This is a genomic window from Brevibacillus brevis (assembly GCF_900637055.1).
Classification (GTDB): domain Bacteria; phylum Bacillota; class Bacilli; order Brevibacillales; family Brevibacillaceae; genus Brevibacillus; species Brevibacillus brevis.
Genome location: NZ_LR134338.1, coordinates 4,705,099 through 4,728,873, shown reverse-complemented (window position 1 = coordinate 4,728,873; position 23,775 = coordinate 4,705,099). Strand labels below are relative to the sequence as shown.

The window sequence follows — 23,775 nt, the reverse complement described above, 5'->3', positions numbered from 1 at the left end:
GGTAGAGCCTCTTCGTTTGACAAACTGGAAAATCATGGTGTACACTTTTTTTATTCCGACCGTACAGTATAAATAAACGAGGTAAAATCATGCCCAAATTAGGAATGGAACCAAAGCGCCGAGCAGATGTCATTAATGCGACGCTCACTTGTATTAGCAATCACGGGATTGATGGCATGACATTGGATAAGGTGGCGGAGTATGCGGATTGCTCAAAAGGTGTCGTCACGTATTATTTTAAGAATAAGGATAATTTGACGAGCGAAGCCTTTCAGGCATTCTTGGCCTACTATGGCTTGAAAATCGAATCTGACATTGAAAACACCATGACCGCCAAGGAAATGATGGACGTTACGCTTACGCATATCTTGCCGCCATACGTGGACGACAAGGAAAAACGGATCAATGTTTCGCAGCTGGATGGCATCGCTAACATGTACATCCCGCATGAAGATCAAGCAAGACTCTTTGTCCAATTCTTCTCCAAAGCCGCATTGGACCCCAATCTCCAAGAAGTGGTTGCGAACAGCTATACGAGAGATTTGCAGGGCATCACCAAGATTTTTGATTACGGCAAGCAAACCGGGCTTATGTCCGTAGAGGATTCGCAAAGCGCTGCCTACGGACTCATGGCGATGGTTGTGGGCTTGAGCTTCTTTCGAGTGGCGAGTGTTCAGCCAGCAAACGGCGAAGACAACCGATATATTTGTGAGGCTTATGTAAGGCAGATTACCAATAGAAGATGAGGAGGGTACACATGAATATTGCAAAGGTAGAAGCAGCCGTGGGAAACATTGCGATCGTGAGTGGAAGCGAGGTATTGATTATTGATGTACAGTCTGCCCTGGATCTGATTGCAACCGTACACTATGAGGCAGACAGTAATCGTATCATTATAAACAAATCATTGATTAACGAAAGCTTTTTCGATTTGAAAACACGCCTTGCTGGCGAGATCCTGCAAAAGTTCATCAATTATCGGGTGAAAGTAGCGATTGTAGGAGATTTTTCGGTGTACACAAGTAAAAGCCTAAAAGACTTCATCTATGAATCCAACAACGGAAACGACATCTTTTTCTTGCCGACCGAAGAGCAGGCGATCGAGAAGTTAAGCCAGGTGAAATAGAGATGGAACGGGCATACCCCATGATGAACATCCCAGCAGGGCATATCGAATTACGGGACGATCGGATCAAGGCCACATGGACAACCGAGGTGAACGCTTTTTTACTCGCACCAGTTCCTGTTACGAATGCGTTATACTTCTCGGTTGTACAAAAAGCAGCTGGACCGAATGACCACCCAGAGACTCCCGTTGTAAATGTCTCGTGGAACGATGCGATTTTGTTTTGCAATTTGCTTTCTCAGCAAGCAGGTTTCACGGAATGCTACTCGATAAGGGAAGATGGTGAGCGTGTCGCATGGAACGAGGAAGCGGATGGCTATCGTTTGCCGACAGAGGCTGAATGGCAGTACGCGTGCAAAGCAGGGACGGGTGGTTATCGATACGGCGATCTGGATGAAATCGCATGGTACCAAGAGAACGCTGAGGGTACAGCACATGCGGTAGGACAAAAGCTGCCGAATGCGTGGGGGCTCTACGACATGCTGGGAAATGTTTGGGGGTGGTGCTGGGACCTTTATGATGTGAATGTATACGGCTCCTACCGAATTTTTCGCGGTGGCAGCTGGGCGGAAGAGGCCAGAGGCTGTGGGGCGACGTGCCGTAGACGCAGTCACCCCACGTTTCGAATTGATGATCTCGGCTTTCGTCTTGCCAGGTCCTTGTAAGGTGACATGAGTATCTGTGTTTGGAATAAGGTTCTAGGGGGTTGCAAAATCCAAAAGAATCCATTACATTGATTTTAGTTAGATAATCTAATTATATGTAAGGTGGATCATGAGCAGAAAAAACAAGTGTGAGCATACATCCGATCAATTGCCAAAACTAGGTATTCAGCCGTATTTGGATCTGATGGAAAAAACAGCTCTGCAAAATACGGATCGCAAATTGGCTCATTTGGGGTTATTGATGCTATGGCTGGGGGATAACGCCATAGACGTCATTGATTTGAATTTGGAGAAATTCGGCATAACGGAGTGTAAATGGGACGTATTGCTGTTGCTTACGTTACATGAAGACAGAGAACTTATCACCCCCTCTTCGCTTGCAGACAGGCTAGGCATTCGGCGTGCTTCTGTTACAGCTTTGCTGGACTGGCTGGAAAAAAGGCACTGGATAATCAGAGAGCAAAGCAGGCTGGATGGTCGCAAGATTCATGTCAAAATAACACAGGAAGGCAGAGATTTAGTAACCAGAGTACTGCCAGTTTTTTGGTCTGCCTGCGCCTCCATTATGAGCGAATTAGAAGAGGAAGAACGGATGCTGCTGGAAAAAATCTTGATGAAGTTGAATAGCAGCATGGAAAAGAAACTGGGGGTGGGAAGATAAGATCATATTTTTTTGTAAATATAATTAGATAATCTAACTATAATGTGTGTACATATTTGAAAAAGAGGTGTGCGATGCCACAGCGAAACTACTCACTCATGACGGCAATCCTATGCTGGTCTGGAATCGTCGTCATGTCGAGCTTATACGTTACGATTCCCCTTATGACCATATTTGCCGATCTTTTCAGTATTACGTTGACACAGGCTGCAGCAGCAGGCAGCGCATTTTCGGTTGGGTTTGCCATTGGGTGCCTGATTTATGGACCGTTGTCCGAAAAGTATGGCCGCAAGAACGTTATTGTGATCGGGATGATTGTCCTGACTCTCATTTCTTTGTTGCTTGGTAGTGCAAATGATTTCGCATGGATCATTGTCCTCAGGAGCTTGCAAGGTGCTGCCGCTGCTACGTTCTCGCCTATTGCGCTCGCCTATGCTGTGGAAATGTTCCCTCCGGCAAAACGGGTAACGGCAATCGGATTTATCAGCACAGGATTTTTGGCGGCAGGAATCATTGGTCAAGTGATCAGTAGCGTAATGAGTCAACAATACAATTGGCACGCCGTATTCTATCTGCTTGCTGCTATCTATTTCGTGACGCTGCTCGTGGTGATGAGATGGCTGCCAAAAGAAGAGAGTCCCATTGCTACCGTGAATATTTGGGAGCCGATTAAGCGAATTCCCTCCCTGTTCAAACAAAAAAATATCATCTTGAGTTACATAATCGCTCTTGTACTGCTTATGTCATTCGTTAATATGTATACGGTATTGGGCAGTTATTTGGCGGGACCTGATTTTGGGCTTAGCAACCAGGATATTCTGCTTGTTCGAACGATTGGTGTAGTGGGCATGCTCATTTCTCCACTGGCGGGCGGACTGGCAAAACGGTTTGGCTTACATACCATGCTACGCTGCGGGTTAGGTCTGGCAGTGGTCAGTATGGCTTCCCTCGGTATGATAGCTAACTTGTCTCTTTTGATCGGTACGAGTGTGCTTTTCGTTGCCGGAATTGCGTTATCCGTTCCTTCCCTGATCACGCTTATTGGACAGCTAGGGGGCAAATCGCGGGGAATTGCGGTTTCGGTGTATACGTTTATCCTGTTTTCGGGAACAAGTCTTGGGCCGATATTGTCCATCCGTTTGATGAATGTTGGCAGCTATGAACTTACTTTTGTACTGCTTGCAATCGTACTTGGCATTGGGCTGTTGGCTGCATGCCTGATTCGTAGTGATTCCGCGGTTGAAAGTATTAGCACTTCTGAACAAAGGGAAGCAAAACCTCCTTCACCACTAGCTTAGTGGTTGAGGAGGTTTTATTGTTCCAAACGACAGCTGCTATCGATTATTTTATTGATTCAGCAAGCGCTCTCGTTGCTTATGCATGGCAATGAAAGCGGCAAACACGAGCAGCAGGCTTCCTGTGAACAGAAAACCTTCCTCAATGGAGAAGGGCAGCCAACCTAAAAGGCCTGAGCCGACGACCACACCGAGAGAGAAGAAGGCGTATAAGTAACCGTGTGCTTTCCCCCGCAATTCTTGCGGCGTCGATTGAATGAGCATCGTATTGACAGAGGGAAACAAGAGAGCAAAGCCTATCCCATATAGTCCTAACATGCAGTACAGTGCCAATGTTGTGTTGGATTGACCAATAAGCAGCTGACTCACGCCCATGAAACCAATTCCGATGGACATCGTTTTGGAAGGGGCCACACGATCAAAAATCTGGTTGGTCGGAAGCACAAAAAGCAGGACGGCAATCATCCCAAAAGTGCTCATTAAAGTGCCGCTTAATTTCGAATCGTATCCAAGCGATTGCACATGCAAGGGCAAAAGGTAAGCGATCACACCTTGTGAAAACATGAGCAAAAAGGCACCGCCGTAAGCCTTGATTATCCCAGCATTGAAGATCAAGGCTGAGGTTGGAACGTCCTTCTTAAGCTTCTCTTTCTTGCAGGCCTGAGTGGATTGCAGAAAAATGACGGACAGGATGGCTAGGAAAAAACCCATAACAGCTACACATGTAAAGACAAAAGGCACGGAGGTTTTGCTTGCCATAATGCCGCTGAATGCAGGTCCGATAATCGCTGCGAGTCCCACAAAGGTACCGGTGAAAGCAACCTTTCGTCCTTGCTGCTCATGTGCCGTGTTATTCGCAGAGAAAGTAAAGGCAGCAGGAACGATCAAACCGGCAACAAATCCGTGAATGATTCGCACGATAATCAACAGAAACGGCTGGTCGACGATGTGATACAGCAGCAAGGCACAGCTTGATAAAACCAATCCGATCAACAGTGGTTTGGATGGACCAACCTTATCTGTCAGCATGCCAGAGATAATATTGCCAAAGGTATTGGCTAACGAATACAGACCGATCACAAAGCCTATAACAAATGAGCTGGCACCTACGGAAGCAGCAAATGTACTCATGACCGGCAACTGCGAGAACAAATCAAAGAACGAGAAAAAAATGATGCCGTATACGAGCAGGGCATTATTAAACGGCTTCAGAGGATACAAATCCTGTGCCGTTTTCAATCTGCGATCCAGAAAGAAGTTCCCAAACGGTACAAAAGCGGCGAGTAACGCAGCAAGAGACCAGAGCATGCTCCATCTGACGCGAGTGGCCGCATAGAGTATCGCCAGAGCGTACAAGCAAAATATCCCGCCGTGAATACTTCCGATGATAGTTACGGCTTTGTCTAAGCCCCACACGTATTTCAATGGCATCGCGATGCCCATCAATACTAATAAGGAAAGGCCATCGAATAGGCCTGTAAGACGTAAAAAGTAAATTGGATGTACCCGCACTTGTGACTCTCCTCATTTTTTATGAAGTGATGCCTCTATCCTAACATTTTTTTTGATGAAGAAAGTGAACAAATTCGGGTCATTCCTGTGTCGATATCGTTGATTTTTATGGAAAAATGCCGGCTACTGCGTGGTCTCCCCTTTAGATGAATGCCATTCCAGGTTTGCTCCGTTAGGCAAATAAAAGACGTTCTGCATAATCAGGGTCTTCCAAGAGTGGGCGACCAATCGCGACACTATCGACGAGTTGGTCTTCGAGAATTCGATTGGCGAGACTGCGGCTATAGATTTTTCCTACGGCAATGACCGGAATGCTGAAATGTTGTTTGATCGCAGCTGCGTGAGGCAACTGATAAGCCTGATAGACGTCACTAGGCTGGATTGGGAGCAGTCCCCCTGTTGAGACATCGATTGCATCCAATTCGGACTCAAGCGGCTTTAGCATTTGCACCCAGTCTTCTGGGGTTAGACCGCCTTGGACAAAATCTGTGGCAGAAACACGGATGATAACCGGATAATTCCGTCCTACTTCGGCTCGAATCGCCAGAAGTACGTCTTTCAGAAATCGTGCCCTGTTCTCAGGAGTACCACCATAGGCATCCGTTCGCGTGTTGGACAAAGGCGATAAAAATTGATGAAGCAAAAAGCCGTGCGCCGCGTGAAGTTCAATGCCATCAAAGCCTGCTTCAACGCTTCGCTTTGCCGCCAAACGGTATTCTTCGACGATGCTTTTCATTTCGGCAAGAGTCAGCGACTTAGGCGTTCCGTAGGAATCATCGTACGCAATCGCACTTGGAGCGACCAATTGCTTTGTTACCTCAGGCGAAGCCTTCCTTCCGCCGTGCGACAACTGGATGAAGATTGGGGTGTGCTCTGAGTGAACAGCTTCTGTTATTTTGCGTAAAGGCTCCACATGTTGGTCGGTAAAAATGCCGATGTCGTTGTGAAACAGTCTGCCGTTGGCTGATACGGCGGTCGATTCCACAATCACTAGGGATACATGCTTGGCTCTTCGGCTGTAAAATTCGATATGATGGTCCGTGGCAAAACCTTCCGGAGTGCCCCTATACTGCTGCATGGGCGACATGATGAGTCGGTTTTTTAAGCGCAAGCTGCCTATGTTGATTGGTTCGTTTACGGTAAATGTCATGTTCTCATTCTCCTCTTCTGTTTATGAGTGACATTTTATGGGAGATCGCATACAATTTACATAAGTTTTTGAAGGGGTTTCAAGTCGTATGCCTTAGAATTTTATTTGTTTTAGGTATTCCACTTTCGAAAAATGAGGTGATGTGTGGATGGACCAAATCGATCATAAAATTTTGTCGGTGCTTCACGATCATGCCCGGATTCCCATTTCCGAGTTGAGCCGTATGATCGCGATGTCGCAGCCAGCTGTAACGGAAAGAGTGAGAAAGCTGGAGGAGCAAGGCGTCATAACTGCTTATCGGACGGAGCTTTCTCCCCAGAAGCTAGGCAAGCACACCACTGCATTTGTCCTGTTTAAAACGAGTGTGTGTAAGGATTTCATCGCATTTTGCGAACGAGCACCTGAGATTGTCGATCTCTACAGAATCAGCGGGGAGTACAATTATTTGATGAAGGTGCTGACTGAGACGACCGAGTCACTGGCTGCCTTTCTGGATACGTGCCATGCTTACGGATTTTCAACACCTTTGATTGTGCTCTCGAAGACATTCGAGAATAAAAGTTTGGTTCCAAGTACGGAGTAAAATCAAACTAGATTGGTGAGGTGTTCCGATGAAGGATCAAAAAACCGAATCAAGCAAAATCGTTGGACAAACGGCAGCGACAGGCTTCCAAGTAGGCGTTCGCAGGACGATGCCCATTACCCCGGAACAGGCATGGGCGTTTTTAACCTCGTCCGAAGGGATGAAATTATGGCTTGGACATGTATCGAACCTTACCTTTAGCGAGGGGGAGACGTTTACTTCCAGCGAAGGAATATCGGGTCAATTTCGTGTTGTAAAGCCGTTTCGGCAGTTTCGTTTAAAGTGGTCGATGAAGGAATGGGAAAAGCCGTCCACCTTGCAAATCCGGCTGCTATCCGACAAGCCTGACCGAACGACAATTAGTTTTCATCAAGAGAATTTGGATCACATGAACACAAGGGAGCAAATGAAGCTTCATTGGGAAGAAGTTCTGAATGAAATCAGGCAATATGTCTCCATGAACGATTGAACGAGTTCTCGTCGCCAATAGACTGCGCCTCCCGTTTCTACGTTTCACAAGGGGGTGCAGTTTTTTTTGTGATCGCACAATGGAAATACAAACATTTTTTCAATATATTGGTATAATCAAGAAAAAAATATAAGGGTGAGGTCATGAAGCGGTCTCTTTTCATAAAATCAGCAACAATGCTAGCAATCATGGGGTGTTATTTTTCCAGCGTACCAATGATGAATGAAAAAACAGGTATAGTTACAACTGCACTTGCAGCGGGACCGTCTTCTTATCTTACAGAGGAACAGGTTATCCCACTCATGAAAAAGATACTCATTGATACGACTGGTTACGCTGTGGAAGATATCTATCTCGATGAGACCATCGCTTTGGGTCAAAACGGAGCGGTTTGGACGAGCTATTGGGTCAAAGAAAAAGGCGGGAATGAAAGAATATACATAGATGTGGACGCAACAACAGGAAAATTGGTCCAGTTTACAAGATTTATGGATGATAATCCCAAAGAAACGGCTGTTGGTATCATTTCAGAGAAAGAGGCTTTGAAAAAGGCGGAAGCATTCATAAATACAGTTGCCCCTGAAGTGCAAGGGCATATTTCCAAGGCAAATGAATATCAGGTTGACGATTCCCTTCCTCCACAGGTAATGAATCACGTTTTTCATTTTGTTCGCGTAGAAAATGAAATTCCATTTCTGGAGAACTATCTTCAGGTGATTGTCGATTCACAAGGTGAAATCGGTTCTTACAGCCGCAAATGGTACGATGGAGAGCTGCCATCTCCTGTTCCAGCCATATCAGCGGAGGAGGCAGGAAGACGGTGGGATGAGTCTGTGAAGCCAGCGCTTCATTATGTTTATACAGGGGAACAGATCGGAAAATATGGGTTGCCCCAGAAAAAAATGATCCTGGCTTATGCTTACGATGAGAAAGCTCCGGTTTTCATTGATGCGATGACGAATCAACCCATGACGTTTTTAGGAGAGAGTATCAGTCAGCAGTCCCCAATGATCCCGATAGGAACGTCGACCAGGACGATGGGCAAGGAACATAAAAAGCTGACGGATTATGAAAAGAGCGAGAAGGCCGACGAGATTGCACGCACGATGTTCCAAGCCGAGCGTGATCATCAAACGAGTGGGAGCATTGCTGCGGTATCATGGGATGGATTTGGGGAGGGGAGTTCCAGTCGTGCAACGGCTTTCCATTATGTTCGTCCCGCCCAAGGAAAAGAAAAGGCAATGAGGTTCCATTTAGGAATGGATGATTATGGAGAAGTTACGAGTTTTTCAGTGGAGGAAGAACATTCAGAAACAGAGAATCGAATCTATCCCAATCCGATTCCTTACGAAAAAGCACAAGCGATTGCGGCCGATTTTATAAAGAAGTTCTATCCCGATCGACAAGGAGAGCTGTATGCGATCCATCTGCCTCCTACAGAAGAAAGCAAGAAATGGCTGTTTCAGCGAAATGGCGGTTACTACATTACTTTTGGCTGGTTGAAGCAAGGAATACCTGTCCAAAACCTCGAAACGGGGGTAACCGTAGACCCTGTCAATGGAGAGGTAAAGGGGATGTACACCTTTCCAGCCTATCAATCACTCGAGATGATCCAGGGACAAAAAGCTGGAATCGATGAACAAAAAGCAAAGCAGGTAGAAAAGGGAAACAAGGAGCTTCGACTCACCTATTTCATGCCATATCCAGAATGGCGAAACGGAACCTATCTGGTCAGTCGTGAGCCAAAGCTGGTTTACAGAATGGTAGGAGACGATGGTGTGGTTGATGCGGATTCTGGAAAATGGGTGAGCTATACGGCTTACAAGCAGTCAAAAATTCCAGAGGATATTGCTGCTCACCCTCACTATTTGGAGCTTTTGTACGCTGTGAAAGACGGTTATTTCCCTGTCATAAACAGCCAGCTAGATCCTGATCAGCCTGTCACCCGTGGAGAGTTTCTACGCATTCTGCTCAAAGCCCAGCAGTCGTACGACTTCTTTCCAGACGAATATGAAGTGGCGGGAGAGAAGCAATTTTTTACCGATATCGATAAAGCTCATCCACTCTATGAAACCGTGCAAGATGCTATAGAAAGAGGCTTGATACAAGCAACAACCAGCAATAAGCAATTCGGTCCAGATCGCAATCTCACAAACGCGGAAGCAAACGAGATGATTTCCAGGTTGCTAAAAGGGAGTGGAGATAAGAAAGGAGCTCTTTCAGTATTCTCTACCGGGCAGCCTACCAAGATTATGACAAAGGCAGATGTAGCTCGATTATTGATGGAACTGAAATCCTATGCGGATAGCACAAAACAAGAGTAAGGAAAGAGCCTATTGAAAGAACTCTACAAATGTATAAGCCTGACAGAAGTGGCAGTTGAAAGCTCGGTATTTTTAACTCGATATCGAGCTTATTTATTCTGTTTTTCCACGCGCCTGCTTCCGAAAGCTTCCTATGCTCATGATTGGCAAGAATGATAAGCAGCTACATGCTTTATTTTCCCAACTTGGAGGTATATCTGATCGGGAGCTTCAATCAGACTACGTATCAAGCAAAAGGGATGAACTATCTCTTTTTTCATGTGCTGCGCAAAATAGCGAAGGCAAAACCTCGTGAAGTTTCCAATATTGACAAGTAGAAGAGAAATTACTTATAGTAGGTTAATAATTGCGATTGATAATCACTATCATAAAATTAGTATCAGGAGTAAGGAGATCGTTTACCATGAAAAAAGCATTCATCCCTGTCATTCTCATGTTCATGCTCTTGCTTGGCGCTTGTGGGACGCAACAGGCTCAACCTGCACAGCCCGAGACACCAGCGGCAGGCAACGAAACGAGAGAGGGAACCGTAATTTACCAATCTGAAAAAGGACCTGTCGAGGTTCCGGCACAACCGAAACGAATCATCGGTCTTACAAATGCCCCGAACATTGTATCGATGGAGGGTACACTTGTCGGGGTAGATCAATGGACGAAGCAAAATCCGCTTTTTACAGAAAAATTAAAAGACGTGGAAGTCGTATCGGATGCAGATTTGGAAAAAATTCTTGCCCTGAAACCTGATCTGATTGTTGCGGGATCGGAAATGAAAAATCTTGATCAGCTTAGCAAAATTGCGCCGACTGTCGTGTTTACGTGGGGCAAACTGGATTACTTATCGCAGCAGTTGGAGATCGGCAAGTTGTTGAACAAGGAAAAGGAAGCCCAGACGTGGATTGATGATTTCAAGAACCGTGCAAAAACAGCCGGTGAACAAATTAAAGCGAAAATCGGTGAAAACGCAACAGTATCTGTCATCGAGTATGACACGAAAGATTTTTATGTTTTCGGAAATAACTGGGCGCGTGGTACGGAAATCCTCTATCAAGCGATGGGCTTAACCATGCCGGAGAAAGTAAAAAAGGACGTTCTCGGTCCTGGTTACTATAAGTTGTCGACGGAAGCAATTCCGGAATACGCTGGTGATTATCTCGTCCTCAGCAGAAGAAATGGTAGTACCAATGATTTCTTGCAATCTGCGACATGGAAAAACATTCCGGCTGTCAAACAAGATCGTATCATTGAGATTGACAAAGAAGCTTCCACTTACAGTGATCCGACCACACTCGAATATCTACTGAAAATCTTTACGGAACAGTTTCTTGCCAAATCTTAAATGCTTGGGAATCCAAGCATTTTTCTTTTTGCTTTTTGTTCATTTTCACTGTATCTGGAAATTGAAGTAAACTAGATGAGTAATCCTATGCTTTGAACAAAACAACAGAAAAAAGAGGTGTGACGATGGTAGAAGAGTTGTCGAATTACCTAAAGGAATGTGACATAGAAGTGGTTGCTGCGGAAGACTTCTCGGCACCTGCTACAAAGGTAGATAAGCACAGCATCTTGGTCCTGCCTAGCTATAATATACTAGAGATGATAGAAGAAGCGGTGGACGAAGAGGGATCACTCTCTGGCTATGTACAAAACCAGCTAGAGGAAGTTCACCGCTTATCTGTGGAGGATGCCTTTCGGCGAATTGTGGAATCTCGCCTTTTGTATACAGACATTGCATCCGAGTTGAAAAGTTTGGAAGGAAAGAACTTTGAAGGCATCTATAAGGCATATTCCCTTATATGGGAAGGAGATGAGCTACTCAATGAACAACTCAGTGAAACAGAGACGGACTCCTTTCAAATAAGTGAAAAATGGGTGCAGGATCGATTAGAGGATAATTCCTTGATTGTCATGGAATTGCCGTTCGCATCTGGTTATGAAGCACCGTTGTGGGTCCCGATGGGCGGCTACAATGAATGCCCATTACCCGTTTACCAGGCCGTTATCGTAAAGCACTGGCAGGAGGCGTATGGGATCAAGATTCTCGCTGTTACAGAGGATACTTGGATTTTTCAAGCCGGTTCAAGACCGCAGACCTACCAAGAGGCCCTAAAGCTGGCACAAGAGCATTTCATCTTTTGTCAGTATGTCTTGGATGAGTTTCCTTCGTTAGGGCATTACGCTGATTATTTATTGAAACAGGATGTATGGTATTTTTGGTGGGATTAACTCGCCATATTCCTGAAATATCTCCCGTGTTCCGACAATAAACATAACAAGATATCAAAGAACACTGGGGGAAGGAATGAGCAAATCATGCCTCAAGGAATACATGATGTGGAGCTGAACCTGCCCATCGGGGCGGTATGGCAGTTTGTGAGTATAGTGGAGAATTGGGTTCCACTGGTACCTGGCTACATCAGCCACGAGGTACTCAATGAACGTCGTGTCGCTTGGACGTTTACAGGCGATATCGGCATCATGAAGAAAACGATCAGCCTGCAAGTGGATATTACCGAATGGACGCCTCCGACCGAGGTGAGGTTTACCTTGACGGGGATCAGTGGGAATTTCACCGGGCATGGCTACTTCAAAGCAAAAGCATTGGGGGAGGCGCGGACAAAAATGACAGGTTGTCTCGATATCACCGCCCATGGTGTGAAGGGCCCCATGATCAATTCCATTCTGAAATCCAATCTTCCCAAGACGACGAGAGAATTGGTGGAAGCTATTGCCAAACGCCTCCATTCCGTTACCAGGTAAAAAACACGCCTTCAAGGCGTGTTTTTTGCTTGTCAAAACAGGTTCACTTACTGACAACAGGAAGTGATGGCAAAAACACTGAAAACGCAGTACCTTTCCCCACCTTGCTTTGTACTTCAATCCACCCCTGATGCACGAAGATGTTTTGTTGTGCGATCGCGAGCCCAAGGCCGGTTCCGCCACTTGGACGAGCCCTGGAATGGTCAGCTCTGTAAAAGCGGTTAAAGATAAGAGGCAGGTCCTCTTCGGGTATGCCCGTTCCGTTATCTTCTATCACGATTCTGACATACTCATTCTGGCGGTCTTGTCTGTACACCCGGTCAATATGCAGCTTTACGTAGCCCTCTTGGTTGGTGTAATGGAGGGCATTGATCAAGAGATTGTAAAGAGCCTGAAGAATACGTTGCTTCTCTACGGACACCTCAATGACTTCCTCTGAGATATGGGTGGTGAGACGGATGTGCTTATCTTCCGCCAAGAATTGGGTCTTCTCCACCAATTGATTCAAAATCATGACGATATTCTCGGTTTTTGGATACAGCTTCGTGCCTCCAGCCTCCAGCTTGGATAGATTTAAGACCTCATTCACCATGCGTGTTAACCGTAACACTTCATCGAGAAGCGACGATTGCTTTTCTATGGAAAGAGCAATCCCCGTATCTTGGGCGAGCTCCAACTCCCCCTGAATAATCATGAGCGGCGTTTTCAATTCATGGGTGACATCCGATAGCAACTGTTTTCGGGATCGTTCCAGGGTTGTAAGGCTATCGTTCATCTCCTGTAAAGCTCTCGAAATCGCCCCGAATTCATCCTTTCTATGGATGGGAAAGGAAACCTCTTGTTTCCCGCCTTTGATCAAATCGATTCCTTTGATAATCTCACGTATTGGCCTGGTCAGCCTCCACGACAAAATGAAAATGGTGACCAAAGCGGCAAGGCAAGTGAAGAGGATCGATACTCGAGCGATGGCAGGTAGAATGCTGTACCACATCGCTTTGAATTCGTATGTTTTATATTGGGCGTCATTCATGACATATAGCCGACCGATTTTTTGCTCGTTGTGGCCGTATAGAGTTAATTTATAGCCTTGGTCGCGGAGGTCACGAAGATGTAAGCTCCCTTGCTGATAAAGCATCTTATCTTCTATCACTAATCCAATTTCGACAAAATCACGGCTATGCTCGAATGCTCCGGCCTGAACCCCAATCCCATCCCAGGATTCACCGTGATTCACATAGTATTGCTCGAACTCATCTCGCAACGAATCAAAAAGTGCTTTTTCCTCCAAATAAGCAAGATCGCGATCAATGTAAAACTGAATGTGTGTGATAGCGAGTAGGCTGAGCATGATGAAGACAATTAAAATGCTCATCGACAGCATCAGCTTCGTTCTAATTTTCATGGTTTGCTCCGAACCGGTATCCAAACCCGTAAACCGTTTGGATGTACACGTTATGGTCGGCATCGTCCTCTATTTTCTTGCGCAGCTTGCTTATATGAGAATCAACCGTTCGTTCGTCGATGACGAATTCTTCCTCGAAGGCATGCTGAAGCAATTGCATTCGACTGTATACCCGACCAGGCTTTGATGCCAGCAGATGAAGGAGTTTGAATTCGGTTGGGGTTAACCGCAGTTCTTGATTGCCTTTAAATACTTGCAAGCTTTCCTCGTGAATGGTTAGTTCGCCTCTTCGGAGGACAGAAGGCCGCTCGTGATTGTTTCCACCCTTGTTCATTCTTCGTAACAAAGAGCGGATTCGAGCGGATAGTTCTCGCAAGCTGAAAGGCTTCGTTAAGTAATCATCCGCTCCCATTTCCAAGCCGACGATCTTATCTGTTTCCTCCGTTTTGGCCGTGACCATGATAATTCCCGGCTCACCGAGCTGTCTGAAGTGCCGGCATACATCCAGACCATTCATATGGGGGAGCATCCAATCCAGGATGACGATATCCGGCTTGATTTGGGTGAAAAGCTGTACGGCGGTTTTTCCGTCCTGTGCGGTAAAGATATCGTAACCTTCCGATTGAAGGAAGGTTTCCATCAGCGACAAGATCTTCTCCTCATCTTCCACGATCAAAACCTTGATCCCCATTCTCAATCCCCTATCTTTTTCAATTTTTCCCTATTATACAACAGGTAAGGAGCGTACATAGAGCGATCATAACCTCTCCAGATCATCACCATAAGTTCGCAACATTTTGCTGGTAGCATCAACAGCAAAAGGGGAGGATGGGAAAATGAAATACAAATTCTCGATCAAACAAAAGCAATGGCTCATTACGATTCATGTTCTGTCGGTTGTATGTTGGCTAGGCGGGGCCATTTGCATGTTTGTACTCGGCTCTTACATGTTGAAGTCTGGCAATGGAGAGCAGCTATATTACACACTGGACAATATGCATTTGATCGATGTGGTCTTGATTCGGTACACGGCGTTGGTCGCTTTGGTATCCGGTATTGCCTTATCCGTATGGACACAATGGGGGCTCTTCAAACATTACTGGATCGTCATCAAGCTCATTTTGACCGTTTTCTTGATTTTGTTTGGGATCAAGTTCATGGGCAACTGGTTATCCGAGCTCATTCAAGGGGCGGATCAAATGAGAATCGTCGCTCTGAAAGATGGAGGGTTTCTCACGACGAGCTATTCCTTGCTCGGGGGTGCAATTGCAAATATCGCGGCACTTGTCTTTATGACCGCCATCTCCTATCTCAAACCGTTCGGTAAAATCAAAAAACGAGGGGAAAGGGATGAAAAGCAATAGATGCTATGTTTGAAACGATTGCAGGTATCATCGTAACTCTCGTGATGACGGTGCTATGGGGATGGGCTAGCTTGACCGTGACGATGCTCCCCACTTCGAAAAACAATCTAAGACTGAAAAGCAGGAAAACCTTGCTCGTATGGGTGAGCTGTATTGCCTTTGTAGTCGATCTGATCTGGTGCCTCTTGGTCATGAGTCAGTTTGTACGGTATGGCTGGCTTTTCGTCGAAGGCATCATCAAAGTGATCGTCCCAGTCATGCTGATCGGTCATCTCCCTGTCGCCATGTACGCTCTGCCTAAACTGCGAAGCATCCCGCCAACACAGCAAGAGAGCATATCCGTAGACACGCTCGCCAAGGTCTCGCATCCTGCCATGGTCATCCCGTTCTATGCAGCAGCAATAACATCTGTCATGAATGTCTTCAGTCACATCTTCGCCCAACCGGTTATGCCCAGCATGTATGAACTCGTCCAACTCCCTTTCCTGCTCTTGTTGATTTTGTTCGTTCCGTTCCTTTTTCTAAAAAGAAAATATAGGGCTGTTCGTCGAGGTGAATTCGCCCAGCAAAAAAGAGGAAGGGAGCTGCTTCGATTTGGGCTGATGTGTGTCGCAACCACCAGTGTTGTCAGTACGGTCATGGTCGTACATGTCCTCGCAGGAATCCAGTCGTCCAAATTACCGGAAGCCTCCGATATGATGAACCATCATTGGATAGACGAAGGCGGCGGAGTCCCTACCATGCTCTCCGATCACCAAAACCATGGGAACCATTCCGATATGGTAGAGGTGGCAGCACTCACAGGAGACCTTTCTGCTCCGGCAGATAGCAAGTTTGAACTGGTTGCACAGCAGAAAGAGGTAACCCTTGCTTCCGGGGCCAAAATCGATGCCTGGACCTACAATGGAGGAATCGCTCCTGAACTGCGAGTGAGGCAAGGAGATATTGTGGAAGTCAAATTGATGAATAAGGATATCGACAAAGGAGTCACGATTCATTGGCATGGCTACAATGTCCCAAATGCAATGGACGGTGTACCGGGCATGACCCAAAATGTCGTCAAACCCGGGCAAAGCTTCACGTATAAATTCCAGGCCAAACAAGCAGGTACGTATTGGTTCCACTCTCACCAGCTAGCTGCAGAGCAAGTAGTAAAAGGCCTTTTTGGCTCGCTCATTGTCGACCCTCATAGTGAAACAGAGATTGATGAGGAAGAGTTTACGGTCATGAATCATAGATGGGAGACAGACCAAGGCAAAAAGACAGCTTTTGGGTACGAGGATCAAGCACAGTGGAAGCAAATTCAATCAGGTAAAAAAGTAAGGCTGAGAATCATCAATACGCATAATCAATCGCAAAAATACCTGCTGCAAGGAACTGACTATCAAATCACGAGCATTGACGGTGTACCGATTCAAGACCCGGATCGATTATCGGACCGAACGGCATTCCGTTTGGGATCAGGTGGAAGATACGATGTCACCTTTACGATGCCGGACAGACCTGTTTTGTTTAAAATTGGCGACTATCAGGATGATAAAAAGCCAAGTATGATTTTTTATCCGGATGCTCCGCCTGCGAACCCGAGCTTTCAAGCAGAATCAGACATGTTCGATCCATCACAATACGGGAAGCCAGCACAAAATGAGGTGACCTCCGCAACTGAATTTGATCGTGAATTCAAGATGATACTTGGCAACAGGATGGGGTTTTACAACGGCCAAATTCATTTTCTTTGGACGATAAATGGAGAGGTCTACCCTCATACCCCAACGTTCGTGGTCAAACAAGGGGAAAGGGTGAAAACCACCTTTGTGAATAAAAGTCTGGCCGAGCACCCCATGCATCTCCATGGGCACCATATGACGGTGTTGAGGAAAAATGGCGAGCAAGTTATGACGCCATGGCTGACTGATACAGTAAACGTGCTGCCAGGAGAAACCTACGAGGTCGCTTTTGTCGCAGACAATCCAGGCATGTGGATGGACCACTGCCATAACTTGGACCATGCTGCTACAGGAATGGTTTTGCATTTGATGTACGACCACGTACGTCCTTCGTATGAAGTAGGGACGAAATCTGGAAATTTGCCAGATTGACAATTCAATGAAAAACAAAAAACCACGTATAATGATACGCGGGAGTCCGTCGACTCTTTGTTGACGCTGTAAGATTGCGATTATTATAATTCCTGTATGATGATGCCAATGATAACCACAAAACTATTCATGCAGCTCATCGAAAAAGGATTATCGAATCTTGACATTGCCCAGCAGCTGTTCCTCGCACTCAGTACGGTGAAAGGGCATAACCGGAATATCTTTGACAAGTTGCAGGTACATGTATGCCAATACCGTGCTCCCGTTATACTCATGCCAAAGTGCAGAATAGGAGGATGTCAATGAGAGCCGTGGTATGCACGAAATACGGATCGCCAGATGTTTTGGAGCTAAGAGAAGTAGAGAAGCCTATGCCTAACGATAATGAAATCCTGATAAAAGTTCATGCAACCACTGTTACTTCTGGAGACTGTAGAATACGCGCCTTCAAAAGTCCGTTCTTGTTCTGGATTCCCATGCGCCTCGTGCTTGGTCTCACAAAACCGAGAAATCCGATTCTCGGTGTAGAGCTATCGGGGGAAGTCGAAGCGATCGGAAAGCATGTAAAGCGATTTAAAAAAGGGGACCAAGTTTATGCATTAAGTGGAATGCGATGCGGTGCGCATGCGGAATATATCTGTCTGCGTGAAAATGCAATCGTGGGGTTAAAACCGACCAATGTTACACACGAAGAAGCCGCCGCGATTCCTTTTGGGGGAACGACCGCCTTGCATTTTTTTCGAAAAGGAAAGCTGCAAAAGGGACAGAAAGTGCTGATCTACGGAGCTTCTGGATCGGTAGGGACCTCAGCGGTACAGCTTGCCAAGTATTTTGGCGCTGAGGTGACAGCGGTATGTAGCTCTGCCAATGTAGATTTGGTGAAATCGTTGGGGGCTGATACCGTCATCGATTACACGAAAGAAGATTTTACGAAGAAAGAAGAGCGGTATGACGTTGTATTTGATGCGGTTGGGAAAGCAACAAAGTCCCATTGCGTAAAAGCACTGGCGCCGAACGGGATATTCCTGACAGTCGATGGGCAAGGGATTGCAAAGGTGCGGACGGAGGATTTGGATTTTCTTAAAGAGTTGGTGGAGGCAGGGCAGATAAAAGCGGTTATTGATAGACGATATTCGTTGGAACAAGTACCGGAGGCACATAGGTATGTGGAGACAGAGCGGAAGAAGGGGAATGTTGTGATCAAGGTTGGAACATGATGAAATTGTGCCAAAATGAAAGACAAAGGGGGCAGCTCTTTGCCGAAAAAAATCGGCATGTGAGACTGCCCCATTTACCCCTACTCATTCCGCCAAGCCAACGCCAGTGTCCCCATCCCGGCATGCGCCCCAATCGTGGAACTGATCGGTCCAACCAACACCTCGACATCGGAGTACTTGCTCTGAATTTTCTCTTTCAGCTCCAGCGCTTTGTCCAAGACGTTGCCATGCAAAATCTGTACGTGCTTCACGGAGTAATTCTGCTTGGCTTTCTCTAGCTGTTCCAGCATGCGCTTGACCGCTTTCCCTTCGGTACGAACCTTTTCATAAACTTCAAACAACCCATCTTTAATTTGGAAAATCGGCTTGATCTGAAGCAGATTGCCGATGAAATATTGCAAACCGGTCATTCGGCCGCCCTTGTAAAACTGGTCGAGACTGCCGACTAGGATGTAGTTCTCGAAAGATTTGTATTCTTCGCGCAAGGAAGCCGCGATCTCTTGATAGCCTTTTCCTTCTTTGGCTTGCTCGATTCCGTTTAAGATAATCGAGGTAATCGGGTACGACATCAGCTTGGAATCTACCGACTCGACAGGGAAGTCTACCAGTTTGGCTGCTGTTGCACTTGTATTGTAGGTCCCACTCAGATCAGAGGAGAGGTGGACAGCAATCGCGCATTCATACTCTTCCTTTAATCGTTCGTAGAGCGTTACAAATTTTCCGATAGAAGGCTGTGACGTTTTGGGAGCATAATTGGCCTGCACAATTTTTTGATACAGCTGTTCAGGCGCTAAATCAATGCCGTCTTCATAAGTGCCATCTTCAAAGATAATCTCCAGTGGAACGACGTAGATGTCATGCTCTTCCATGACGTGATCAGGTATGAGTGCGGTACTGTCTGTAACCCAGGCAATTTTTTTCTTCAAGGAAACATGTCCTCCCCCAATTTAGTAGAAACCTTGCTATCTCTTTACTAGCAAAAGCTGTGGGTCATGATTGTCCGATACTGACGATGTATAAGCAAACTCGCATATACTATCATAATACGGAAACTGTCGTTTTTTGTCGTAAATAGAAGAAGTTTTATTGAACAAATGAAAAATCCCATGTTTCTTCGAGAGGAAGAGACATGGGATTAGTATCGTCTACTCAACCAACGGCTTGATTTTGGGAAACACCTTCAATGCTGTCTTGTAAAACACATCCTCGTGATGCTCCGCTGGGATTAGCTCCTGTACAAACTGGATATATGGCTTCACTGGTGCCAACGGCCAGTCTGTTCCGAACAAAAACTTGTCGTAATGATCACAATAGGTGATCGCGTGGCGCAGATGGGAGAAGAAGAGAGGGGAGTCTGCGAGTCGCTTGCAATTGGCTGCGTCACCGACCATTAAGCCGGAGAGGTCTGCAAACATGTTGCGGTTTTTATAAACGACTTCTGCCCCATCGAGTACCCACGGATCGCCAAAATGGGCCATCATGAAATGGACGTCTCGATGCTTCACCGCCACCTCGTCCAGTGTGAGAGGATGGGAGTATTTTAAGAGCCCACGCTCCGAGTACGTATCGCCGGTGTGAAAGACGACAGGCACCTGGTATTTGGCTGCGAGCGCATAGACGGGATCGTAGACGCTATCGTAGGCGTAGAAGGGATAGTAGCCCAAATAGATTTTCAACCCGACCACGTTGGGCTTTTGCAGGTCAGCTTCCAAGCGTGCCACTGCCGCTTCATCCAGCTTGTACGGGTTGATTCCCAGACAATAGACGAACTGTGGCGGCAACTCGTCTGTCAGGTCTAGTCCCATGGGAGTGACAGCTTCCACATCGGGAAAGCCGTCTGGCTCAGTCTCTGTCAAGCCCATGCCTATCCCAAGGACCACGCCACTCTCGGCATATTCTTGCAAGAGACCAGCGACGGAGTAATCGACAAACGACTTTTCTGCCGCTGTCCGCTTGAATTCCTCGATATGGGACAAATGCATGTGCGCATCAATGATTTTCATTGTGAAGCCCTCCCTTATTTGGCAAAGCGTATCGCCCGTAAGTCAGATAAGGCATTGGATGGAAGCGTGCTGTCGGCAAACAGGAAAAAGACAGGCGGAGTAAAGGCAGTGCTGTTGTTTGGCAGATTCAGTTCGCGAATGACAGAAGCTACGGCCACTTCCTTGTTTGCGTATACTTGGAGGTCCGCTGTATCGAGGTCAGTAACGATATGCATCTGATCCTTGCTGGAAGCTCGCCCGAGGACATAATCGGAAACTTCAAGGACATCCAATTCACCTTGCGCCAGCTTGTAGTTGAGCTCCTCGCCATTCGTACCGACGGTTTTCAGCCATACCGCCTCGTCCTCGGTTCCTGGCTGCAAAAAGATGTCAGTGGTCAATTCCTTGGCAGCAAAGTACGTTCCGGTATTCTGCTCGATCTCTACTGTATGACAGAGGACAGGTACTCCTGGCAGCAGCAAGTAATACTGGTGGCAAGTCAACCCGCGATACTTCTCCTGCTTTTTCACTTGGTAGCTCACCTTGATTCCCTGCCACGTATTTTGCTTGTTGTCGATTAGCTCGACAAAGGAAGCAGTACGCTCTTCTTTCACCAGTGAAAATGAGCTTAACTCTTCGATATAGTTGCCGATTCCACCTGTCCACGGATTCCACCAAGATTTCGGTTTCCGCAGAGGGAAGGAGCTGTCCAGCCACTCCTGTCCATTGCTTGCGAGCGAGTAGAGAGTCGGAGCAAAATCTGGAGCGGCTTTAATCCGCAATCGTCCATTGTCGGCGATATAGACCGGCCGTCCCTCTTCCACTGTTTGTTCCTGGATGACCTTGCCTTGACCGATTGGGAAAATCGCGCTCTGCAAATGAGACACATGCGTGGCAAAACGTCCCTCTACTTGCACAAGGTCATATGGTTTTTCCGGCGTCTTGAAGGAGAAGTCAGATTCCGTCTCTTCCTCATCCTCTGCAAAGCTCTGCGTTTGTTCGGAAGCTGACTCGCTCAAAAGGGAAGCCAGCAACTCTCCGTCTAAATACTGCTGCTTGTACTCTTTCACCTGTACATCCAGTTGCTTGCTTGTCACAAACGGATTTTGCCCATTGGCACTCAACTCCAGGTGAGAGGTCAAGATCAGGTCTGCTGGCAGTGGTTCTTTACGGGCAAAGGCGCGGAATTCTTTCCAGTCGGCATAGCCTCCATGCGAGAAATGGATCGGGCCGAACGACTTTGTTTCATGTGGAGCAAGCATGCCGAGATTGGTTTCAAGTGTGACATACCAGCCTTGAATGTCAAAACGGTATTCAGGAGGCCAGCACATTCCCCATGGGGCCGTTTCATCCTGTGTAAACAGCCAGTTTTCACTGACTAACTCAGCATCCCAATAATCCATATCGCTGCCGTAGGAGGATGGTGTTTCAACATAACGGCCTTGATACGGCACAATGGGGCGATAAAAACTGTGATGAAAGCCTTGGTTTAGCCAGAGCTCAGCAGCCAGCTTGTCAGCAGAGCTGTTTTCTATCTCTAGTAGGTGTTCTACGGTACCATCTCCGAACAGGAGCGTTTTGCTAACCAGCGCAATTTGCGGGTATGCCCCGGAGCGATACGTCGCACGGATGCCGATTGCTCCCTTTTCTGCGATAAACTCAACTTTCTCGGCACGTTTCTTCGAGAACTCGCTGGAAAACGGTTTGCCGAGCTTGGGATAGAGGAGGTTGGTTGGCTCTCCACCTGTCCTACTGGCAACGGTCATCTCATTATCTTCTTTGTTCAAATAGAGCGTATGGCGGCCATGATGAACTTGCCAAGCCTGTTCCGTTTCCCCGGACACCATCGCACCAAGCCCTGTAAAGGCAGCTCCGATTTTTTTGGCAAAAGAAACCGATCTGCCATCTGCGAGCTTCGCCTCCACCTGTACGTTGGCTTCGTAAAAGCCGTGTTCATACAGGTCAGCGTGAAGCGGAAGCGAAATGCGCTCTTTGCCAGACAGTTTCAAAGTGTGGCGTTGCTCTTGTAAGCCAAAAAATGAACAAGCAGGCAGCTCGAATGAAAATTCCGCTGCTTCCGCAAAGTTGTTTTCTACGTCCAAATAAAACAGCTTTGTCTGTCCCGGATAGGAGAGACCAGGTACATGCAAGGAAAGGGTAGCAGGAAACTTGGGGAGGATTCCTACCTCAAACAGCGCTGCCTTGCCGTTGATCAGCAGGTGGGTGCAGACACGCGGATGCGTGCGCCAGATGCTTTGCTCTTCTGTGATTGGATCGACAAAAAAGCTTGCTGACAGCGTGGCTTCCCCTGTCACAGCCAGCTCGTGCTGATAATTAAAGCGGATCGTGTCGCTCGGTTGCCCGTTTAACGAAATCTGTAACGGCTTCCCTGATTTGTTGACGATCCGGTAGTGAATCTGATACTCCCGTCCAAAGACCAGCTCCAGGTTCTCCACTTCGGCAGACACGAGATAATCTTCCGTCTCGATGAGGCGCATGCCTCGACCGCGCCGTTCAAACTCCACACGCAAACTCTTTTCTCCTTTTGCCCAGGAGTAGGTGAAGTAATCAAAGCCGTTTTCCTTGCGTCCATCTGGCTCTACAACGATCTCCCGCGTGGAGTCCTGATACCAGTCAAGCTCCTCAAAATAGTGGGCGATCGCTTCGGTACGGAGCACAGAAGGAATCATGTTCATCAGATGGGTGGCGTCGTCCCGGTCTTCCCAGAAAAAGCCGAACTTCTTATACAATGGAACAGCCTTCGTGTTTCCTGCCCACGTGTACAGATCAAGCCGCGGCCAGTCGAGCTCAATCGTTTTCTCCAGTGCGCATGAAAGCAGCATCCGGCCGACTTTTTTTCCGTGATAGTCGGGACGTACATTGAGCAACGGGATGTAGAGGGCACCGGTATCTTCCCGATATTCTGCCAGGCTGCAATAACCAACGACTGTTTCACCTTCTATTGCGAGATAGACAGTGATAGCGTCAGAGGCTGCTTCTTCTTGTCGTATTTGTTCGGCTGTCGTAATCGAATTTCCGCCTCCCCAGCTATCTCGGCTGGCATTCCACATATCTGCAACCGCTGCGGCCAGCTCAGGGCGGTAGGTGACAATTGAGATTGATGCTTCCATGCTTGTTAACACCTCGATTACATTGTTAAATTATGTAT

The 23,775-nt window shown here is 46.9% G+C and carries 21 protein-coding genes and 1 pseudogene; 15 read left to right on the top strand and 7 right to left on the bottom strand.

From position 1 onward, the window contains the following. Positions 1-89 precede the first annotated feature (89 nt). The 5 genes from EL268_RS22720 (at position 90) to EL268_RS22700 (ending at position 3,750) form a co-directional block, all read left to right on the top strand. Complete coding sequence (locus EL268_RS22720) at positions 90-746, top strand: TetR/AcrR family transcriptional regulator (protein WP_106654646.1); 657 nt, start codon at positions 90-92, stop codon at positions 744-746. Positions 747-757: 11 nt separating this feature from the next. Next, positions 758-1,126: a DUF4180 domain-containing protein gene (locus EL268_RS22715; RefSeq protein WP_106654647.1), complete on the top strand. Its 369-nt coding sequence runs from the start codon at positions 758-760 to the stop codon at positions 1,124-1,126. 2 nt (positions 1,127-1,128) lie between these two features. Further along, positions 1,129-1,791 carry a formylglycine-generating enzyme family protein gene (locus EL268_RS22710; RefSeq protein ID WP_106654648.1) on the top strand — a complete coding sequence of 221 codons (663 nt, stop codon included), beginning with the start codon at positions 1,129-1,131 and terminating at the stop codon, positions 1,789-1,791. Between the two features lie 109 nt (positions 1,792-1,900). Next, a complete protein-coding gene (locus tag EL268_RS22705) occupies positions 1,901-2,452 on the top strand; it encodes a MarR family winged helix-turn-helix transcriptional regulator (protein WP_106654649.1) in 552 nt (183 codons plus the stop codon). A 74-nt stretch (positions 2,453-2,526) separates the two neighbouring features. Continuing rightward, positions 2,527-3,750, top strand: coding sequence for an MFS transporter (locus EL268_RS22700; protein WP_106654650.1), 1,224 nt, complete (start codon positions 2,527-2,529; stop codon positions 3,748-3,750). 48 nt (positions 3,751-3,798) lie between these two features. Here EL268_RS22700 and EL268_RS22695 read toward each other — a convergent pair whose 3' ends face one another. Together EL268_RS22695 and EL268_RS22690 are read right to left on the bottom strand one after the other, a co-directional pair. Next, positions 3,799-5,259: an MFS transporter gene (locus EL268_RS22695; protein WP_106654651.1), complete on the bottom strand. Its 1,461-nt coding sequence runs from the start codon at positions 5,257-5,259 to the stop codon at positions 3,799-3,801. Between the two features lie 172 nt (positions 5,260-5,431). After that, complete coding sequence (locus EL268_RS22690; RefSeq protein ID WP_106654652.1) at positions 5,432-6,409, bottom strand: oxidoreductase; 978 nt, start codon at positions 6,407-6,409, stop codon at positions 5,432-5,434. A gap of 148 nt (positions 6,410-6,557) precedes the next feature. Between EL268_RS22690 and EL268_RS22685 the strand changes: the two genes are divergently transcribed. From EL268_RS22685 to EL268_RS22655, 6 genes are all read left to right on the top strand, one after another. Then, on the top strand, positions 6,558-6,992 hold the full coding sequence (locus tag EL268_RS22685; protein WP_106654653.1) for an Lrp/AsnC family transcriptional regulator: 435 nt from the start codon (positions 6,558-6,560) through the stop codon (positions 6,990-6,992). Positions 6,993-7,020: 28 nt separating this feature from the next. After that, positions 7,021-7,461, top strand: coding sequence for an SRPBCC family protein (locus EL268_RS22680; protein ID WP_106654654.1), 441 nt, complete (start codon positions 7,021-7,023; stop codon positions 7,459-7,461). Positions 7,462-7,763: 302 nt separating this feature from the next. Continuing rightward, positions 7,764-9,785, top strand: coding sequence for an S-layer homology domain-containing protein (locus EL268_RS22675; protein ID WP_164724506.1), 2,022 nt, complete (start codon positions 7,764-7,766; stop codon positions 9,783-9,785). Between the two features lie 403 nt (positions 9,786-10,188). Continuing rightward, a complete protein-coding gene (locus EL268_RS22665; RefSeq protein ID WP_106654656.1) occupies positions 10,189-11,121 on the top strand; it encodes an iron-hydroxamate ABC transporter substrate-binding protein in 933 nt (310 codons plus the stop codon). Positions 11,122-11,246: 125 nt separating this feature from the next. Beyond that, positions 11,247-12,008 (top strand): DUF4253 domain-containing protein, encoded by a 762-nt coding sequence (locus tag EL268_RS22660; protein WP_106654657.1) that lies wholly within the window; start codon positions 11,247-11,249, stop codon positions 12,006-12,008. Positions 12,009-12,095: 87 nt separating this feature from the next. Next, positions 12,096-12,542, top strand: coding sequence for an SRPBCC family protein (locus tag EL268_RS22655; RefSeq protein WP_106654658.1), 447 nt, complete (start codon positions 12,096-12,098; stop codon positions 12,540-12,542). Positions 12,543-12,585: 43 nt separating this feature from the next. On the opposite strand, the gene EL268_RS22650 is transcribed toward EL268_RS22655, so the two are convergent. Together EL268_RS22650 and EL268_RS22645 are read right to left on the bottom strand one after the other, a co-directional pair. Next, entirely contained in the window at positions 12,586-13,944 is a 1,359-nt protein-coding gene (locus tag EL268_RS22650) for a sensor histidine kinase (protein WP_106654659.1), read from the bottom strand. Beyond that, positions 13,934-14,635: a response regulator transcription factor gene (locus EL268_RS22645; protein WP_106654660.1), complete on the bottom strand. Its 702-nt coding sequence runs from the start codon at positions 14,633-14,635 to the stop codon at positions 13,934-13,936. The genes EL268_RS22650 and EL268_RS22645 overlap by 11 nt, the downstream gene beginning before the upstream one ends. Positions 14,636-14,780: 145 nt before the next feature. Between EL268_RS22645 and EL268_RS22640 the strand changes: the two genes are divergently transcribed. The 4 genes and pseudogenes from EL268_RS22640 (at position 14,781) to EL268_RS22625 (ending at position 18,624) form a co-directional block, all read left to right on the top strand. Continuing rightward, entirely contained in the window at positions 14,781-15,308 is a 528-nt protein-coding gene (locus EL268_RS22640; protein WP_106654661.1) for a hypothetical protein, read from the top strand. 5 nt (positions 15,309-15,313) lie between these two features. After that, complete coding sequence (locus tag EL268_RS22635; protein ID WP_106654662.1) at positions 15,314-17,407, top strand: multicopper oxidase family protein; 2,094 nt, start codon at positions 15,314-15,316, stop codon at positions 17,405-17,407. Positions 17,408-17,536: 129 nt separating this feature from the next. Continuing rightward, positions 17,537-17,713: pseudogene (locus EL268_RS33750) on the top strand (helix-turn-helix transcriptional regulator); the annotation flags it as partial. Then, positions 17,710-18,624: an NAD(P)-dependent alcohol dehydrogenase gene (locus EL268_RS22625; RefSeq protein WP_106654663.1), complete on the top strand. Its 915-nt coding sequence runs from the start codon at positions 17,710-17,712 to the stop codon at positions 18,622-18,624. The pseudogene EL268_RS33750 and the gene EL268_RS22625, both read left to right, overlap by 4 nt. Before the next feature lie 80 nt (positions 18,625-18,704). On the opposite strand, the gene EL268_RS22620 is transcribed toward EL268_RS22625, so the two are convergent. From EL268_RS22620 to EL268_RS22610, 3 genes are all read right to left on the bottom strand, one after another. Next, entirely contained in the window at positions 18,705-19,550 is an 846-nt protein-coding gene (locus EL268_RS22620; RefSeq protein WP_106654664.1) for a DegV family protein, read from the bottom strand. 219 nt (positions 19,551-19,769) lie between these two features. Next, on the bottom strand, positions 19,770-20,627 hold the full coding sequence (locus tag EL268_RS22615; protein WP_106654665.1) for an amidohydrolase family protein: 858 nt from the start codon (positions 20,625-20,627) through the stop codon (positions 19,770-19,772). A gap of 14 nt (positions 20,628-20,641) precedes the next feature. Next, positions 20,642-23,737, bottom strand: a complete 3,096-nt coding sequence (locus EL268_RS22610) for a GNAT family N-acetyltransferase (RefSeq protein ID WP_106654666.1) — start codon at positions 23,735-23,737, stop codon at positions 20,642-20,644. Positions 23,738-23,775 lie beyond the last annotated feature (38 nt).

Bases quoted from the DNA above. Each gene is read 5' to 3' on its own strand.
- EL268_RS22700 (WP_106654650.1), top strand. From the start codon at position 2,527: ATGCCACAGCGAAACTACTCACTCATGACGGCAATCCTATGCTGGTCT.
- EL268_RS22680 (WP_106654654.1), top strand. From the start codon at position 7,021: ATGAAGGATCAAAAAACCGAATCAAGCAAAATCGTTGGACAAACGGCA.
- EL268_RS22710 (WP_106654648.1), top strand. From the start codon at position 1,129: ATGGAACGGGCATACCCCATGATGAACATCCCAGCAGGGCATATCGAA.
- EL268_RS22720 (WP_106654646.1), top strand. From the start codon at position 90: ATGCCCAAATTAGGAATGGAACCAAAGCGCCGAGCAGATGTCATTAAT.
- EL268_RS22640 (WP_106654661.1), top strand. From the start codon at position 14,781: ATGAAATACAAATTCTCGATCAAACAAAAGCAATGGCTCATTACGATT.
- EL268_RS22655 (WP_106654658.1), top strand. From the start codon at position 12,096: ATGCCTCAAGGAATACATGATGTGGAGCTGAACCTGCCCATCGGGGCG.
- EL268_RS22645 (WP_106654660.1), bottom strand. From the start codon at position 14,635: ATGGGGATCAAGGTTTTGATCGTGGAAGATGAGGAGAAGATCTTGTCG.
- EL268_RS22675 (WP_164724506.1), top strand. From the start codon at position 7,764: ATGAAAAAGATACTCATTGATACGACTGGTTACGCTGTGGAAGATATC.
- EL268_RS22610 (WP_106654666.1), bottom strand. From the start codon at position 23,737: ATGGAAGCATCAATCTCAATTGTCACCTACCGCCCTGAGCTGGCCGCA.
- EL268_RS22660 (WP_106654657.1), top strand. From the start codon at position 11,247: ATGGTAGAAGAGTTGTCGAATTACCTAAAGGAATGTGACATAGAAGTG.
- EL268_RS22615 (WP_106654665.1), bottom strand. From the start codon at position 20,627: ATGAAAATCATTGATGCGCACATGCATTTGTCCCATATCGAGGAATTC.
- EL268_RS22705 (WP_106654649.1), top strand. From the start codon at position 1,901: ATGAGCAGAAAAAACAAGTGTGAGCATACATCCGATCAATTGCCAAAA.
- EL268_RS22690 (WP_106654652.1), bottom strand. From the start codon at position 6,409: ATGACATTTACCGTAAACGAACCAATCAACATAGGCAGCTTGCGCTTA.
- EL268_RS22650 (WP_106654659.1), bottom strand. From the start codon at position 13,944: ATGAAAATTAGAACGAAGCTGATGCTGTCGATGAGCATTTTAATTGTC.
- EL268_RS22665 (WP_106654656.1), top strand. From the start codon at position 10,189: ATGAAAAAAGCATTCATCCCTGTCATTCTCATGTTCATGCTCTTGCTT.
- EL268_RS22625 (WP_106654663.1), top strand. From the start codon at position 17,710: ATGAGAGCCGTGGTATGCACGAAATACGGATCGCCAGATGTTTTGGAG.
- EL268_RS22635 (WP_106654662.1), top strand. From the start codon at position 15,314: ATGTTTGAAACGATTGCAGGTATCATCGTAACTCTCGTGATGACGGTG.
- EL268_RS22715 (WP_106654647.1), top strand. From the start codon at position 758: ATGAATATTGCAAAGGTAGAAGCAGCCGTGGGAAACATTGCGATCGTG.
- EL268_RS22685 (WP_106654653.1), top strand. From the start codon at position 6,558: ATGGACCAAATCGATCATAAAATTTTGTCGGTGCTTCACGATCATGCC.